General features: G+C 60.1%; 11 protein-coding genes and 2 pseudogenes. 4 read left to right on the top strand and 9 right to left on the bottom strand.

Going from position 1 to position 17360, the window contains the following annotated elements; genetic code table 11:
• Nucleotides 1–307, top strand: a 307-nt coding sequence (locus CH292_RS10560; RefSeq protein ID WP_143545739.1) for an integrase core domain-containing protein, incomplete at its 5' end; no start/stop codon positions are given.
• Nucleotides 308–669: 362 nt separating this feature from the next.
• On the opposite strand, the gene CH292_RS10565 is transcribed toward CH292_RS10560, so the two are convergent.
• From CH292_RS10565 to CH292_RS10585, 5 genes and pseudogenes are all read right to left on the bottom strand, one after another.
• A complete protein-coding gene (locus tag CH292_RS10565; protein WP_094654678.1) occupies nucleotides 670–2463 on the bottom strand; it encodes an IS481 family transposase in 1794 nt (597 codons plus the stop codon).
• A 136-nt stretch (nucleotides 2464–2599) separates the two neighbouring features.
• A complete protein-coding gene (locus CH292_RS10570; protein ID WP_143545740.1) occupies nucleotides 2600–2794 on the bottom strand; it encodes a hypothetical protein in 195 nt (64 codons plus the stop codon).
• A 61-nt stretch (nucleotides 2795–2855) separates the two neighbouring features.
• The gene (gene istB / locus CH292_RS10575) at nucleotides 2856–3671 is read right to left on the bottom strand and encodes an IS21-like element helper ATPase IstB (protein ID WP_094654680.1); all 816 of its coding nucleotides are present in this window, start codon (nucleotides 3669–3671) and stop codon (nucleotides 2856–2858) included.
• Nucleotides 3668–5186, bottom strand: a pseudogene (gene istA / locus CH292_RS10580) (IS21 family transposase). Before istA ends, istB begins: the two are co-directional and overlap by 4 nt.
• A 149-nt stretch (nucleotides 5187–5335) precedes the next feature.
• Complete coding sequence (locus CH292_RS10585) at nucleotides 5336–5812, bottom strand: transposase family protein (RefSeq protein WP_179277951.1); 477 nt, start codon at nucleotides 5810–5812, stop codon at nucleotides 5336–5338.
• A gap of 149 nt (nucleotides 5813–5961) precedes the next feature.
• On the opposite strand from CH292_RS10585, the gene CH292_RS10590 reads away from it, so the two are divergent.
• Nucleotides 5962–6195, top strand: a complete 234-nt coding sequence (locus CH292_RS10590) for a PD-(D/E)XK nuclease family protein (protein ID WP_256978021.1) — start codon at nucleotides 5962–5964, stop codon at nucleotides 6193–6195.
• Nucleotides 6196–6277: 82 nt separating this feature from the next.
• On the opposite strand, the gene CH292_RS28595 is transcribed toward CH292_RS10590, so the two are convergent.
• From CH292_RS28595 to CH292_RS29550, 4 genes and pseudogenes are all read right to left on the bottom strand, one after another.
• Nucleotides 6278–7522: a hypothetical protein gene (locus tag CH292_RS28595; protein ID WP_143545741.1), complete on the bottom strand. Its 1245-nt coding sequence runs from the start codon at nucleotides 7520–7522 to the stop codon at nucleotides 6278–6280.
• Between the two features lie 2 nt (nucleotides 7523–7524).
• Nucleotides 7525–9141, bottom strand: a complete 1617-nt coding sequence (locus tag CH292_RS28600; RefSeq protein WP_143545742.1) for a hypothetical protein — start codon at nucleotides 9139–9141, stop codon at nucleotides 7525–7527.
• Nucleotides 9142–9394: 253 nt separating this feature from the next.
• Nucleotides 9395–13384 (bottom strand): DUF3320 domain-containing protein, encoded by a 3990-nt coding sequence (locus tag CH292_RS10600; protein ID WP_256978022.1) that lies wholly within the window; start codon nucleotides 13382–13384, stop codon nucleotides 9395–9397.
• A 365-nt stretch (nucleotides 13385–13749) separates the two neighbouring features.
• Nucleotides 13750–15396: pseudogene (locus CH292_RS29550) on the bottom strand (DUF4011 domain-containing protein); the annotation flags it as partial.
• A gap of 550 nt (nucleotides 15397–15946) precedes the next feature.
• Between CH292_RS29550 and CH292_RS10605 the strand changes: the two are divergent.
• The gene (locus CH292_RS10605; protein WP_143545743.1) at nucleotides 15947–16819 is read left to right on the top strand and encodes a hypothetical protein; all 873 of its coding nucleotides are present in this window, start codon (nucleotides 15947–15949) and stop codon (nucleotides 16817–16819) included.
• 56 nt (nucleotides 16820–16875) lie between these two features.
• Entirely contained in the window at nucleotides 16876–17346 is a 471-nt protein-coding gene (locus CH292_RS10610; protein ID WP_094654685.1) for a hypothetical protein, read from the top strand.
• Nucleotides 17347–17360 lie beyond the last annotated feature (14 nt).

The raw sequence follows: 17360 nt of genomic DNA on the forward strand, positions 1-17360 counted from the left end.
ATATACTTCGCTTGCCTTCACCGAAGCGTTGATCGAATCGGGGCTGGCCGGATCGATCGGAAGCGTCGGCGATGCGCTCGATAATGCGTTGATGGAATCCACGATCGGCCTGTACAAAACCGAGCTGATCGACCGCCAGAAATCGTGGACCGGTCGGGCCGAGATCGAACGGGAAACCGCGTCCTGGGTGCATCGGTTCAACACCAGTCGCTTGCACTCCTCAATCGGCTACGTTTCGCCCGTCGACTATGAAAACGAGTACCGTCAGCAATGCTCGATCGCCACCTCCGACCGCGAAGTGGCTTGAACCAGGTCTCCATCAGATCCAGGACAGTTCATTGCGGAGGATCATGCGGATCGACTAGTCGCTGACACCGTAGCGCTCGGCAAGTTGAGCAAAGCTCGTACTTCCGGCGACGTACACAGCGACGATGGCCTTCCGGTCTGTGTCATCAATTCTGCCAACGAGTCGGCGTTCCGTGGGCCGGGCCGGAAACGCGACCGGTTCACGGTCTCGTAAGGCAAGGAATCTCTTGAGGTGTCGACGGTCTCGTAATTCCCCAGGGGTAGTTGTCATGTAATTCCCCAGGTCCTGACGGCGCTCAGTGAAAGTGCCCATGACGTGTATGGGTTCGGGACATGCTTGACAGATCGGCTTCGGGACATCCTTTACGTGGCACGGGGTCGGTGGGCATTGAAGTTGCGGATAGGCTTTGTCGATGTCCGCGCACGGAGTGCGAGTTCGGTAGTTCCATCGAGTACGCGAAAGTAATGGTCCTCGACCAGGACTGTGACGATGATGCCAGTGTGGACGCGGCCGACGTTGATGCGTTGGCCGGCGACCATGAGTTTGCCGTCTTTCGGCACGCGGCGTTGCACGCTCTGGGCGCCGGCGGGTGGTGGTGCTGGGACAGTTCCGGTTGCCGCACGAACATTGGTCAGCGACGCTATCTCATTCTGGGACAATGGGTTCGGAAGTGTGGCGAGAAGGATACTGCTGGCGGTTGCATGTATGAGTCCGCCGTCGATTCGCAGGGTGACGCGGGTTCCGGCGGTCGCCACTCCTAGACGAAGCTGGTGGTGGGCGATCACGACGATGCCGTCGCGGCTTGCAGTACGGTCGATCTCGATCGGCATGGGTCGCGAGACCGCCTTGCTGGGGTCGACAGCATCACTGGAGGGTGCTGGGCGACCCGGACGAGCGCCGCGCATGGCGAGTCGTTCCAAGTCGGTGGTGGTGAGCCTGGACGGTATCGTCTTGATGACTACGTCGTCTGCGATGACGTGAATGCTGGTCAGATCCAGCCACAGGGTCACCGCGCGTCCTGCGTGATTCTTTCCGATCCACATCTGTTGCATTCCGGCGATTCCTATGACTCCACTTGGAGGAACTCGGACGTCGAGTTCTATTGCCTGCGAGCTTCGTTGGCGTGTCGGTGCAGGTGGATGAGGTACCTGGAAAGGGTGTTGGGTCGAAGGTTGTGGTGCGGCCGCCGAATCGGGCGGTGCGGGGTGGTCACGGGCTCGAAACAGACTTGCAGGTGTAGCCATGTCGAGGCTTTGATGCGGACGGACGGTGTTGTAGGCGTGCACCCATTCGTCGAGCGCTGCCTGGGCGGATTCGATGTCGGTGAAGGCGCCTGCCTCGTCGAGGAGTTCCCGTCGAAGGGTGCGGTGGAACCGCTCGATCTTGCCGGTGGTGGTGGGTGAGTGTCGTTTGGTCAACTTGGCGGTGATTCCGAACTCTCGGCAGGTCCGTTCGAACAGAACCTCTACCGGCAGTGGGCGTGTGTGCTTGCCGGTGAACTGCTTGCCGTTGTCGGTGAGGACTTCGAATGGAACACCCCACCGGGCGACTGCGGCGAGGAATGCCTCGACCACGGCGTTGCCAGAGGGGCGCTGCAAGATCGTGGCGGTGACGACGAACCGGGAGTGGTCATCGATGCCGGTGAGAATCTTGCATTCGCGTCCATCGGCAAGGAACAATCCGCCGACGAGATCCAGCTGCCACAGATGCATCGGGGCTTCTCGTTGCCACCGTTTGTAGATTCTTTTGTGTTGTTGCTCTTGCTGATTGATCAAACCGTTGCGTACGAGTGCTCGGTAGACCGTTGATCGGGACGGCGCTCTGTCGCCGATTTCGAGAGTGAGTTGGTAGGCGATACGGCGTGCACCCCACCGACGATGATGGCGACGCATCTCGCAGATGAGTGCTTCGACGTTCGGATCGATTCGCGCTGGACTCGAGTGTGGTCGCCTCGATGCGTCGACAAGACCTTCGAGTCCCTCGGCCTCGTACCGCTTGCGCCACGCCGTGACAGTTTGACGACTGACACCGAATCGTTCCGCGACGTCTACGACGGGCGATCCGTTGATCACCTCGGTCACCGCACTCAGGCGCACCTCCACCGTGACTCTGGTGGTCCTGTCTGTTTCCGACTCGCGAGGCTCTGAATTCTGCATGAGCGGACGTTGGCAATCGGTTGTGAAGCGTCAAGGATGTCCCGATGACGATCCGTCAAAGATGTGTTGAACCCTTACATGAAAGTGCCCATGACGGCGCTCGCTGAAATTCCCTAGTTTCGCTCATCGAAATTCCCTACCCCTCCACAACCGCCGCGGTAGTCCGGCCGCACTGTTGCCCGAGCATTCCCTGAGAGCCGCCGATATCGACGAATCCGGTATCCCACGGATCTTGGCGCACCCGCTTGCCGGTCGACTCGCACAACACCCACCGGGGCTTGCCACGTCGGGTCTCGTCGATTCCGAGTACCCGCACCGTGTCAATGGCCAAGATGAAGTCCCCGCTGGTGGCCAAGTAAAAGTCCCCACCCCGTGTTGATGTTTCCGGTTGGTCAGGGGCGGTCCTTTCGGTGTTGTGCGTCTTTCATGCGGTAGGACTCGCCGTCGGTGACGACGATGGTTGCGTGGTGGAGCAGTCGGTCGAGAATCGACGCTGCGGTGGTGTGCTCGGGCAGGAACCGACCCCACTGCTCGAACGGCCAGTGCGAGGCGATCGCCAACGACCGTCGTTCGTAAGCGCCGGCGACGAGCCGGAATAGCAGTTGCGTTCCGGTGTCGTCGAGCGGGGCGAATCCCATTTCGTCGACGATGATCAGATCGACCCGTAGCAGCGATTCGATGATCTTGCCGACGGTGTTGTCGGCCAGACCGCGATACAACGTTTCGACCAGATCCGCGGCGGTGAAGTAACGGACCTTGTGCCCGGCGTGGACTGCGGCGACTCCGAGCCCGATCAGGGTGTGCGACTTCCCGGTCCCCGCGGGCCCGATGAGCGCTAGATTCGATTGCGTCCGAACCCATTCCAAGCTGGAGAGATAGTCGAAGACTTTCGGCTGGATCGACGACGCAGCGACGTCGAACGACTCCAATGTCTTCGTCACCGGAAACGCCGCTACCTTGAGTCGGTTGACGATGTTCGAGGCATCGCGTGCGGCGAGCTCGGACTCGACCAGCGTCCGCAGCACTTCCTCCGGTGTCCAGCGCTCGGTTTTGGCGGTCAACAGCACTTCGGGTGCGGTCCTGCGGATCGCAGCGAGTTTGAGCCGCCGCAACCCTGCATCGAGATCGGCTGCCAGTTCGGGAACCTGTTGCGGTGCCGCGGTGGTCGGCTTACCTGCTGTGGCGTTAGCGACGGTGGTGTCGGTCATGACGGCACCTGCTGCCCGCTGGACGGCGGCCTAACCGCGTAGGCATCCAAGGAACGGGTCGGAGCGGTCGGCAGATCCAGGATCAGCGCATCACCGGCAGGGCGGGGTTGCGGTGTCCCGGCTCCTGCGGCGAGGATCGAGCGGACATCGGCAGCTCTGAACCGCCGGAACGCCACTGCACGTGTCAACGCCCCGAGCAACGCCTCATGGCCGTGCGCGGCGCCGAGCGCAAGAAGGACCTCGAGCTCGGAGGACAACCGGGTGTTACCGATTGCCGCGGCACCGACCAGGAACCGCTCGGCGCTCTCTCCGAGTGCACAGAACCGTTGCTCGACAGTCGTTCTCGGACGCGGACCCCTGTTCGGTGCAGGCCGGGCGCCGTCATAGTGAACGTCGAGCACCGACGCTGTTCCCGGCTGCGCGAGATCATGTTCGGCCAAGACCTCGCCGGAGGACGAATCGATGAACATTAGCCGTCCGTCGACCTGCCTGAGCATGACCGTGGCCCCGATGAACTTCACCGGCACCGAGTACCGGGCCGAGGCGAACCGCACGCACGAGAGGCGGTCGACTTTCCGAGTGACCGGCGGTGGCCCGATCTCTAAACGCAAAGATGGCAACGCGGACAGCAACTCTCGCTCCAAATCGAGTTGTTCGTCTGGGACGGCACAGGTTTCCGAGTGCACCCGTACGTTGACTTCTGCGCACCAGATCTTCGCGGCCGCGTTCGCGGCGTGGACATCGACGGTGGTGCCGGCAACGGCCGCTTCGGTGAACAACGGCACGGCGAGATCTCGTTGGGCGTAACCGACGAGGTTCTCCACCACACCTTTCGATTGTGGATCGTTGGCGTGGCAGAAGTCCGGCGCGAACCCATAATGGGTGGCGAACCGGACATAGTCCTGGGTCGGAATGACGACGTTCGCGACGACACCGCCCTTGAGGCATGCCATTCGGTCGGCGAGTACTTTCGCCGGGACACCGCCGACCGCGGCGAACGCTTCGGCGATCAATGCCATTGTCGTGGTCGCTCTCTCGTCGGTCGCGAACGCTACGAATCGCCATCTCTCGAGTAAGCCATAACAGCGCAGAACAGATGCAGACCGCCGATGGTGGCCCAGTCGATGACCAAGTAATCGCCCGGCGCCCACACCGCGGGGCGGCGGCCGCGGTGATGCGCGGCCTTCCATTTCGCTTTCTCCTCGGCGACCAGGCGGCGGAAGTTGCGGTCCGAGCCGTCGTAGCCGGCCGTGCGGCCGATCGGCAGAATCCGTTTCGCGGAGATCCTGCCTTGGGATTTTCGACGCGTTCGGTGACCAACTCGGTCACGGCGTCGTAGTTGTGTTCACGTTCGGCACGAGCAGCAGTGCTGTGGCCTGCTTGTTCGGCTTCGAATCGTTCGACGATGCGTCTGACGGTCTTGTGGGTAGTGCCGCACAGCTCGGCGGCGGCTCGGTACGACCCGACTTGGTTGTAGGTGGAAATGATGTCCATACGGTCCCTCGCAGACTTCAATGGAACTCCCCGGGTGGTGCGGTGTGTGGTTGGCACCTTCACCGTCACCGCTCGGGCCAAAAGTTCCTGATCGACACGACGAACACGGGGTGGGGACTTTTATCTGGCCACCAGTGGGGACCTCAACCTGGCCACCAGTGGGTACTTTTTCATGGCCACGGACACACCGGTGCAGGCTCGGTCAGCACCTGCTCGGCCAGTGCGACGAACCGGCGATGCGCGGTCGGCCACGACACACCATGAGCGGCGGCGACCTCGGCAACCGATCGGGCGGCATCACCGATCGCATATCCCATCGCACGCCCGAGCCGGCCGGTCAGCCTCGCCCGCGGCGGGAGCTCGTCGATGCTCTCGGTGAACGACCCACGTTGGCAATAGTCTTCTCTGCAACGCCATCGGGTCTTGTTCCACTGCAATTGAATTGACTCCTCGCCGTGCGGGACGTCCTTCGGTCTGGTCACAGCGTGGCCCTTGACAGATGTCGAGACCACCCCACACGACGGGCATGCAGCGGCCTGCTCATCGTCGGTGGTGAACTCCACCAACCTTGCCCCGGTGGCATTGCTCGTCACGCGGTCAACGCGTACTCCGGGCAGCCCGAACAGCACTGTCGTACTCTGATCCATACCCTTGGTTCCCTCGATAGTCCGATTGCTTCGCAACATTCAGACTTCAGGGGCCAAGGGCCTTCAGCTGGTAGACGCGCCGAACGAGCTCAGGGCCAGGGTTGCCCGGTCAAGATCGAAGAGCCGGTATGTCACCGGATGAAACTATCGTGGTCGAGGGGATCGCGGACCTGGTGTACCGCGAGGACGACGGAGACTTGGTGATCGTCGATTACAAAACCGATGTCGGGGTGACCGGAGAGACCTTGGAGGCCTACTGGACCCAGCTGTCGGTGTATGCCGACCTGCTCGCCCGGGCGACGGGGGAACAAGTCAGCGTAGTCAATCTGGTCTTCGCCCGGCCCTGGGCTGCGCACATCATGCGACGCAGAAATACTCCATGATGCACTGTTGACTAACTAATCGGTGTCGGCCGAGGCAGAGCATGACTCGGAGCACGCTGGCTCGAGGTTTCAGCGGTAGGTTTCAGGAATACGCGGCAGCCGCACCACGCCATAGTGATGAGTAGTCAACAGGTGAACGCCAAAATTTCGATTCCGTGGCTGAACCCCTTCGTTTCACTACCGCGACGTCTCGTATCTCTGGGATGTTGTATCCCTCGGTGCTGCCTACTGCAACGAGATGACGGTCGTGCAGTGTCGAAGACTCGCGCCACGGAACAATCCGCGCCTCCACGTTTGGTATGGAGCCGAAGCATTTCAAGGTTTCTGCGGTGACCTCGGTCGACCAATCCCGGAGATTTGCACCCATGATTCTTAAATCTACATCGGTCCACTTTCTTAGCTCGCGAAGAAATTCGACTACCCGATCGCGAATATCAGGGCTGTAGATGTATGTGTCGTACCAATAGGACGGCCCCTGGCTGTCCAGCATTCTCCCAAATCGAGACGCCGACTGGTCCATTGCGGTTGGCCATGCGCCTAGCGCTCCAAGAAGATGGACTCTTAGTCGGTCGAGTAACAGCTGGTTAGGGTGTTCGCTTCCCAGTGCAGTGAACTGGTTGAGTATGGGCGTTCTCTCTAGGTTTTCGGATTCTGGATTCAGAATGAATTTGATCGCATCCTCAGGCAGGTCACGAGCGATCTCACGGGAGGCATCCTGCCAAAAGTAATCCCACGCTTGAGCGTCAAAAGTGCCGTCAGGTGAACTCGCGCGAACAAACAGCGGCACTCTTCCGACACGCTCTGAAGCAAGCTGGACTTGACCGCGATGACCGTTATCAAATGAGTCGAGTTCATTGACCAAAGGTGCTGGTTGATAACGGAATCGACTTAGAAATGAACTCGCTTGTAAATTCAGGTTTGAAAGCTGAGTGGTTCGGTGTGATATAAGGCAGCCAACCTTCGCGGACGTGTGAGAGTTGATTAATAAGTTAAAAAGTTGAGTCTGCATCCTCGGTGCACGCGAGCGCTTCATCGCATGGGAATAGTGGTCGAGCAACATAATGCAAGAACCCTGGGTGTCCACCAGCGTCTCGGCCCGAGTGACTGCGTCTTGCACGTATTCAGTTTGATTTTTTTCTGTAATCATCCGCCCGTCGAACTGCACTATTTCGAATTCTTCGCCAAGGTCAGTTCTTATGGCCTCAGTCAATTTCGATAGCAGTGTTGACGTTCCAGTGAGCGGCAAGCTCGGCATTCTCAGCTTAGCGTTCGCAAAATAGAGGATGTCGAAAACGCGGTCGACCCAATGCGACTCTGATTCAAACATGATTACGACTTGCTGAATACGTTGGTTATCATACCAATTCTTGATCTGGGTGGAGAATCCGGATCGATCAATCCGTAAGCACGCGCGTGTAGCAGCGCCTCGTTGTCCTCGTTTACGATTTCGTTTGCGAACTTTTGCATCTCGGGGTCGGAGTGCCACAGGGTTCTCAGCAATTCGGCCTCTTGCGGGAACCACTGCGTAAATTGGGTTGCGATCTCTTTGGCTTGTTGATAGACCGATCCAATGTCCCTGCTGGAAACGACTCTGAAAATTTCGGACTGTGAAACGGTCCACGGAAATGATCCATCGGGTCGGAGCTTGCAAATCTCCGAACAAGCTTGGCGTGTAAGCATCGGGTGGCCGCCGAAATATGCATAGAGACTTTCAGTTGTTTCCTGCCCGCCGTACTTGACACCCATTTTGGATCCCAGACTTCTGACCATCCTCGAAGAATCGTCAAAAGTCAATGGCTTTAGAAATGTCAATCGTACGAGCTTGTACAGCTGATTGTTTCGCCCGTCAGGGGTAGTTGAACTCTCGAATATAGCTGGGTTGACTCCTGCGCACAGCAAGACCGCCTGCGGCTGTTGCCTATCGTCAGCTTGAAGCAGGCCTCGAAGCTGACGCATAACGACGGAGAAATCTTGTAACTCGTGATCTAGAAACTGCGTGCTCTGGCCTGGAAAAATGGTGTCGATCTCGTCGATAATTAACTCAAGCGGAAGTTTCACGGTTTCGGTGACTGCTGTAACGTCATCTAGCCAACCCATTACTAACGTGTCGACATCTGACGTTGCCTGGCCTTTAGTGTCCAGGGTTCCTAAAAATCCTTCTCGATGTAAAGCACGAGTGCTCTTGTTCGCCTTATTCAAAACTGATGTTGCTGATTTCCAACATTCCTCGACAATAGTCTTGCGGAAGTGGGCTGCGTTTACAAATTTACTCATATCCAGTTGAACGACAAACGAGCCACTTTTAGAACGTGTGGTCTGAATCGCGTTCAATATGGATGTTTTACCGGCTTTTCGAAGTCCGAATAACCCCACTGATTGCCCGTGGCGCAGTGAAAATACGATTTCGGATAGCTCATCTTTTCTGCCAAAAAGATCGTCGGTTCTTCGCAGTGGTCGAGTCACGTTGTACCTATCGAAGACTGGAAGCCATCGCTCCAGTGTCTTCTTAATTGGCTTGCCTCCATCGCGCTCTATTTCTCTCAAATTTAAGGGAATTATCGAGATGGAGGTCCCTTCTCTTTGCTCTGCCAGTCGCTCGGCATCCACTGAGTTAGACGCTATAAACACAATGTCTGAATCAAGGCTCTGATGTCCTCCGAAGCGCTCGATTATCTGATTTAGTAGTCTTGGTTGAATTCGATTTAGATCCGCGTACACGAAAAGTGCTTCACGCGCGATATCGAAAATTTCAAGCGATGACTTTGGTAGTGTGGCATGTATCCACCAAATAGAACTGATGTACATGTCGCTTTCGAATCGCACCGCCGTAATTCCTTGGGCTTCGAAGAAACGTGTTAGCGTGTTCCCGAATTGTGTCGATTCTTCGAATCTATTACGATGCTGGGCGAGCACGATCTGATTGGTCGTCCTGGGTTGATCGGGCACTGTGCTCCTCCTTCATTACCTGGCAACGACTCTACGCTAGAGGAATCGCCCGCGTGCTATGAATTGAACTGCCAACTAAACTTTCACGCATTCATGCGGTCGATACTGGCAGTGGTTGCGTTGCCGAACAGTCGTTGCGCGAGTACGGCTTTAGGCTTGGACTTCGTTGCCCTATAACACCTGCTGCACAGCTCGATTCTCCTGTCGGAGGGCTTTCGGCACCTGGCGCATACGTATCGATCGGAATCAGGCATCATGAACCTACCCGATAGATTTCATTCACCTTGATGAGCCGCCCGCGGCCGACGCCCAGGTCGATCACAGCGTCCAACCGGTCTCGCGTCGGTCCGGTCAGTCGCTTCTGGTTGAACGTCTGCAAGGTCTGACGCAGCAAGGCGTCGTAGTCGGGCTGGCCGGTGCGTGCGCAGACCGACATCATGGCGTTGATGATCTCCTCCGGCGCTACATCCGACGGCGGACGCGTCAGGTCGTTCGGAGTCTTCCTGAACCCGCGCCACGTCGCGCGATCGAGTTCCTTCGGCCACACGAAGCTACCCAGCTCCTCCGACCGCTCGATCAGTTCCTCTGGTACGGACTGCAGAACGAAGTCACGTCGGGCTGCCGCGACACGGTCGAAGCCGAAACGACGAGCGACATTGCGAGCCAGGCGGTCAAGCGAAATTGGACCCTCGGTCGTCACCGTTTCCTGAACGGCCCGCATGATCGTGTTTTTCACCGCAGGCGAGTGGACTCGGTCGAGGTCGTCGCGCACACCCAGCGTCGAACTCGGTGCTTCGACGTAGGCGATCCCGCGCCCATGCCAGTCGCGCGGTTCCTCGAACGACAGCGAGGGTTCCTCGACTGTTGCCCGAGCCACCGGTGCAGGCTCGTCGGGCTCTGCAATGCTGGCGGCCGCGGAGTCTGGCTTGAGCCACCGGTCGGCGTCGGGTGCGGACTCGTCAGGCAAGTCCAACGGCTCGTCGACGGTCACTGCAGCCGCGGCAATCGCCGCGGCTTGTGCTTCGGCCGCGGCGTCGATCTCAGCTTTCCGCGCTGCCATCCGCTCCTTCGAGGCCGCGACCGCCTCGCCGATCTGGGCGATCACAGCGTCCGGGTTGTCGATCCAATCGGGCAGCCACACCCGCACCGAGGAACCCCAGTGCATCATCGATTCCAACAGCTGGGGCGTCAGGTCACGGTCGGCCACCGTCGGACGCTGCGCCCACAGCGGACCGTCCAGCAAGATCGCTACTTGCCACTGCCCCGAACCCGGCTCACGCACAACCACATCCAGCACGAAGTCGGAGAGCCCGTAGTTCGCCTCGACTTCGTACCCGTGGTCGCGGAGCGACTGGACCATTCCCGCTTGTATCTCGTCCGACGCGGCCCGTGCGTGGGTCGGGCGGGCGTCGTCCGTGCGAGACGCCTGAGCTGCCTGTTCCAGGTATCCCCGCCAATGGGCGATTCCGACCGATCGCGTGCGGGAGAGGTCGATGTCCGTAGGGTCAAACGAGGTATAGACGATCACCTTGCGTCGCGCACGGGTGATCGCGACGTTCAGCCGCTTCTCGCCACCGGTGCGTGTCAGTGGTCCGAAGTTCAGTGGCAGCTTAGGATCATCCGGCTTCGTCGAGAACGCCGCACTGAACAGAATGACGTCACGCTCGTCCCCCTGCACGTTCTCAAGGTTCTTGACGAAGATGCCGTCGTCGCGATCCTCACGCAGCTGGTCGAGGATCAGCGGATCACCCGACGCTTCGAGCAGATCGCGGACCAGTGTCTGCTGTTGTGCGTTGAACGTGACGACGCCGATGCTCTGCGACGCGAGATAGGCATTGGACAGGCGACTACGAATCTCGGCGACGATCGCCTCGGCCTCGACGACATTGGTGCGGACGCGGTCCTTGGTCTCCCGGTTAAAGTGCCCGTCGACCCGTCGCCACTCGACACCCGCGGAGTCGTCGCCACCGGGCGACGGGAGGCTCGCGAGCCGTCCCTCGTAGTACTTCTCGTTCGAGAACGCGATGAGCGATTCGTCCTGGCTCCGGTAGTGCCACGACAACCACAGCCGTGGGACGCCGGATTCCACGGCCTCGGTGAGGATGCTGTCGAGATCTTCCGGAATGACCTCGTCGTCCTCGGTGTAGTCGTCCCCGTCGTTGGTGCTCACCACACCGATGGCGGTCGGCGGCATCTGCTGGGAATCACCGACAATTACAGCCGACTTACCACGTCCTAACGCACCGATAGCCTGCGGGACGGTTACCTGCGACGCCTCGTCGAACACGACGAGATCGAACGTCACCGAGCCGGGTGGCACGAACTGCGCAAGGGAGGTCGGACTGACGAAGAAGCACGGCGTCGCTTCGAGGATGTAGTTCGAGTACCGGTTCATCAACTGCCGGAACGTGGTTCCACCGCGCTTGGCATCGAGAGCGCGCCGCAGCTGGCCGACGTCACCCGTCAACGAACCCGCTTGGAACGATCGTCTGCCCAGTAGCGCAGCAGGGAGTGCGATGACCTGTTCCGAGCGACTCACCGCCGATGCGTTCGCGAAGTCGTCGATCTGCCCGTCCTTGATAGCCCGATCGAACCGCGTCAGACCATGTTTGCGTCGCCGCTCGCTCAGCGATGTTTGAGCTACACCTCGCATGAACGAGATCTCGGCTTGATTGGCCGGGATGGCACCGGTCAGTAGTTCGTGGACCAGATCGTCCAACCCGACCGCCCGGAGCGGATTGAGAAATGCCGTCATCGTCGACCATTGGCGGATCGGCGCACTGCCATCGGTGTGGACGGCGTCGAGCCACAGCGGTGAATCGCGCTGCCACGCGGTGAGCCAGTGCGTGTTGTTGCGCCAGCGGTCGATGTCGGCGTCGGTCGAACCGAGGATCTGACGCCAGGTGCGCCACGAGTGCGCGACTTCCTCCAGAATGTCCGTGTCCTGAGGTGTCAGTGGCCCGGTGGCGGTGAGGAGTTGCCACAGCTGGGGTTGAGCCCGCGTGAAGGCCATGGTCTGTTCGATGTAGTCGAACGCCGGGTGAAGGTGCTCCGCGGCATCGGTTCCGGCCGGATTCCACGTCGGTGGTGCGAATTGCGTCAGCAGCTGCTGCATGTGCCGGACAGTCTGCGAGATGAGCCCTCGTGCGCCGGGAATGGATCTGAGGAGGGGCAAGGCAGATTCCGGATCGAGCTGCGCGCCGGGGAGCAGGGCAGGAGCGAGGTCGCGCGTGAACTGCTCGGTGCGCTTCTTCTTGCCGAACAGACCTTTACCGGCTTCCTCGGCGGCGATGGCGAGCGTTTCGGTGTCGCCATGTTCGATGAAGCTGGGTGTGAAGACCGACGTGAGCGGGCCACATTGCTGGTGCAGAAGCGAGATCTCGGCGTCTAAAGCATGTTTCGACGCAGCCCATTGTTGGGACTGCGTGGTGATCAGTGCGTCGGCGGGCGGGATCGGGCGACCGATCTGACGTCGGGCCTGGGGGAGTAGGAGCTCGATCCATCCGGGAGCGGGCACCTGCTCGATGACGTAGCGCACGGTGGGTTTTCGATGCACGGCGTCGAGTGCGGACGCCAACCGGGCTGCGACTGCCCGGAAATGATCGTCGGTGGCCTGCGGGTCGATGATTCCGGCGATCGACCATGGATTGTCGGCGCTGATCGTGATCGACCGAGCGGCCCGCTCGAACTGTTGCAGCGCGCTGGTGATGTCGGGAACAGATACCGACGGGGTGGCGACGAACGACGCCGGGATGGGGGCGACAGGCCCATCGCCGAGGCTGAGAAGGGTGTCGTAGGCCGTCCACAGTGAGTGGTCGACGCCATTCGTGTCGTGGATCTTGGCTGGATAGTCTTCGAGTGGAACATGGTGGGATCGGACGTCGGCGAGTTTGGCCGCCCACGTTCGGTTGTTGTAGCTGGTGGAGTGTTCGATCGCGCGCTTGAGCTGGTCGCGGATCGCGTTGGCTTTCTGATTCTTTCCGTGCAGGTCGAGGGTGAACTTGGTGAGTCCAACCTTGTCGAGGCGTTTCTTCACGACGTCGAGTGCAGCTTGCTTCTCGGCGACGAACAGCACCGACTTGCCTTGCGAGAGGGTGTGCGCGATGAGGTTGGTGATCGTCTGGGATTTGCCCGTTCCGGGTGGGCCTTCCAGGACGAAGGTATGCCCGTCAGCTGCCAGTGCGACGGCGCGAAGCTGGGAGCCGTCAGCGGGGATGGGAACTGGGACATCGAGCTCGTGCACCGTACGGATTCGATATCGGAGCCGTCGGGTCGTCGCGCATCGCGGAAGGATTCGCCTGCGCTGAGCGTCAGATGGCGGACGATGGGGCTCTGCTCGAGAATGTCCCAGTGATCGGTGAGGTCCTTCCACATCCCGAAGGTGCCGAATTGGCAGATAGCGACCGACGCGGTCTCGTCGATCCGGAAGTCGAGGTTGTGCTCGACCAGTGCAGATCGGATGCTCTTGAGCGCCTCGTCGATGTCGATCCCGTGCTCGTCGAGTGGCGGGTTTTCGAGGGCGGGGATCGACGCATTGTGTTTGAGGCGAAGCCATTCCACGAGGCAGTAGTTGGGTGTCGAGACTCCCGCGGTGTCGACCTTCAGCTTGAACTGGCTTCGACCCGTACCGCCGACCACCTTCACCGGAAGCAGGAACAAGGGAGCGCGGGCGTCCTTGCCGCTGCTGGTGGTGTGGATCAGCCCGCCGAACGTCAGGTACAGGTTGGCGTTGCCGGTCTCCTCGAACATCGTGTGTGCGGTGCGCTGAAGATGCTTGAGCCGTGCCGCGGAGGTGTCCTGGGTGACGACGGCGTGGATGCGCTTCCGGTCGCGTAGGTAGTCGAGGATGGTGGCGTCGTCGACGTCCTGTGCTCGCCTTGCGCCCTGGAGTGCGTGAATGGAACTGAGTTCGTCGTGGGCGATGAGTTCGATGTCGGTGCCGGCGTGGACCAGGTCGTCGAGCAAAGCCAGTCCGGAGTTGGGGACGTGCAGGTCGATGACCTCGCGCATCGGCTTGAGATTGAGGAGCCGATTTCGGGTGCTCAAATCGAGGAGCGACCGCTTCCACTTCTGGACGCGTGGGGGCGCGGTGTCGGTGCTGTCGAGAACCAGGTCCGAGGCGTCCTGCGCGTCGAGCAGTTCAGTTGGAAGGCCCAGGTCTGCTGTGACCGGTACCGGCGAACTGATTTCTGCTTTGACGGTTTCGATTTCGTCCAGACTCGGAAGCGGCCGGATGCCGTCTTTGCGCGCCGACGAGATCGCGATCACGCCGCGAAGTGCGCTGTGATCGGCGAAGTGCCGACGTGCATCCGCCACAGCCTGTTTGAAAGTGCCCGTCGCGGAGGTGTCGTAATACTTCGCTTCGACCGGGACTACACGGCCGGACTCGACCAGGTTGATCAGGGCGTTCGGCTCGGTGATGGTCGAGTGAGCGAGCTGGCTTTCGTCGCGCATGAACCCGGCGAAGGCGTGGCCTTGGATCAGCCAGATGACCGGGCGAATCCCGACGGCTTCGAGGCATGCCGCATAGGTTACGGCGAGGTCGATGCACGTGCCGAATCGTTCGTCGAGTACCTGAGCGGTGCTGCGAATCTTTTGTCCGGTGTCTTCGAAGGATGCCGGTGGGTCGATGTAGCGGATCTGTCGGTGTCGGAGCGCCTCGTAGATGCCGGCCGCGATCTGGGCGGCTCGCTCTGGACCCTTCTGATATCCGCCGAGAGACGGATCACCCGTTCCAGAGCCCAGGAGGTTCGATGCCGCGTCGAGGACAGAATTGACCGCCTTGGTGTTGGGCTGGACGAAGGCAGCGAGGGAGTCGAAGAAGACCGGCGCGTTGAACCACTCGTTGTGCGCCAGAACGCGGATCGGCGCATTGAGGTAGATATTTTCGCCCCAGAGCTGGGACACAGTGACTGCGATCGTCGCGGAATGGCTTTCGTTGAGCTCGCGAAGGTGTGGGATCGGCGGAACGATCGACGAGTAGTTGGACCACACGACGTTCTCGCCGACGCGAAGGGCGCCGTCGTGGACGTCGACTCGCTCTGATGACAGTTGCTCACCGGCGCCGAAAAGTTGGACGGTCACCTTCACGTCGACAACATCTGTGTCGGAGAGATTGACGACCTCGACGCTGGTGATCAGCGGGACGCCGTTGTGGACGAGCGCGAGATTCACCGCGGGATGAGCATGGACCTCGATCGACAACCCGTCGACCACCGTGTGAAACGGGTTGTGCTCCTGGCCGAGATCCTGCATCTGTCCTCCGAACTCCGTCGTCCATCACCCGGCTGAACGGGGTATTGGGTGGCGGCAACGCCGTCAACCTTCACACGCTAGGGCACCCCACCGACAGAGTGCTGCCGAAACGGTATCGGACATATGGGTTCCGTGCTTATCGTTGCTAACGGCGTACCGCGCGGTTCATTCGGATGAATGACTCCATATGTTGCGCGTGAGTGGTTCGGTGCTGCGTCGTCCGTGTGGTCGGCTAACGTGCTGCCTGTCCGGCAAGACGAGGGGATCTTCGATGAACAATGACGGTGGACGCTGGCAGCCCTACCCGCTGTGGGGCGGCCGAGGTGACTGGTGCAATGAAGAGGTCGTCGGTGTCCACGCTTACGTCGATGCCGTCCGCGCTACTTTGGGTTCGGACTTCGACCCGTCGGGCTCGACCGTTCGGCGCATCGTCGAGTTGATACCCGAGCCCGACAATCCGCATGACCGATATGCGGTGTCGGTCCGAGCGTCGAACTACCTGATCGGCTACCTTGCCCGCGAACGCGCAATGCTGTTTCACCGTCGACTCATGGACCTCGTCAATCGAGGCCTTGTTCCGACGGTGCCAGCATCGATCCGGGCGTACGACCAGAACCGGTGGGACGACAGACCAGGTGTACCGGTCGACCTGGCCATCAACATCGATGTGCAGCTCAGCGAGCCGCACCTCATTCTTCCCGGCAACGAACCTCCCAGCGTCCCCTACACAGTGCTGCCACACGGATACTCGGTCCAGGTGACGAAGGTGGACGACCACTTCGATGTGCTCCGGCACTTCGTCGAGCCGGAGGGCGAGCTCGAACTGCTAGTCACGCTGCACGAAATCGATGTCAGCACGGCGAAGACCGAGAAAAAGGTAGTCGAGGTGCGTGTGGAGGACCACCGGATCGGACAGTTGACGCCGCAGACCAGTGCGAAGTTTCTTCCCGCGGTCCGGCACCTGGCAAATCGAGGGTTGGTAACGGTTGGGCGAGGTTGGTTCAAGGGGTCTTCCGTCTCCGCTCAAGTTTCGTTGATGGCCGCAAAAGCCCATGAGCTGCCGGACGAATTCCTGACTGGGGATCCGAAGACTGCGATTTCGTTGAATCGCCCAAGGCGGACGCCGGTTGCCGGTGCGGTGTCCGTTGCATCAGCGGCAGCGACAACGAGCAGAACGTTTGTAATCGACCTGGTCACGTCGCAACCTTTTACGCCTTGGCAGCAGAAGGAAGCGCTCAAGCTTCTGCGCGCCGCAGCATCGGCAGCGGGGGATATCACCGAGGACCCCGTCGTAACAGACAGCACAATAAGAGCAGCGGTCCTGCACGAACATGCCGAACTGATTGCGAATGCGATTGCGGGAATTGAGGACTCGGACTTCGGCTTGGCGAACGACTACCGAACGGCGATCAGCAAACCGTAAATGTCGCGGTGTGGGAGTCTCAACCAATGCGCCGTTCCACGGACTAGGAGCATGTGATGAGTGACTCGGCCGAGGGCGTCCGCCCATCTGTCAACGAGATGTTTCGCACAGCCCTGGAGCTGGACGGCTGGGAAGTGATGGCAGGCAGCCGGTCTCGTGGATATTCATGCTCACGCAACGACGAGACATTGCACTTTGTCGCTCTCGGAAAGTGGGAACTCTTGCAGTCCGAGGTCGACACACTCTACGGACGGGTCCTTCGTGCGATCACTCGGGGTGTCGATGCGGACCAGCTCGTAATAGTTTTGCCCGAGCCCGCTCGTGAATACGCGCCGCAGGTAAGTAGCGAGGTGAGGCAGGCGCTCGGGATAGAGATCGCGATTCTGCACGAGTCAGGTCGGATCGAGTGGATCGACGGTGATGGACTGCGCTGGTTCAGCGCTGTCAATCTGGATGCGCTCCAACAGATCGGGCACGACGTTAGAGACGGAGCCCGACGTTTTGGCGAGATATTTAAGCGGCGGTGAGGGGTCGGCCGGTC

Source organism: Rhodococcus sp. 14-2470-1a (assembly GCF_002259425.1).
Classification (GTDB): Bacteria; Actinomycetota; Actinomycetes; order Mycobacteriales; family Mycobacteriaceae; genus Rhodococcoides; species Rhodococcoides fascians_E.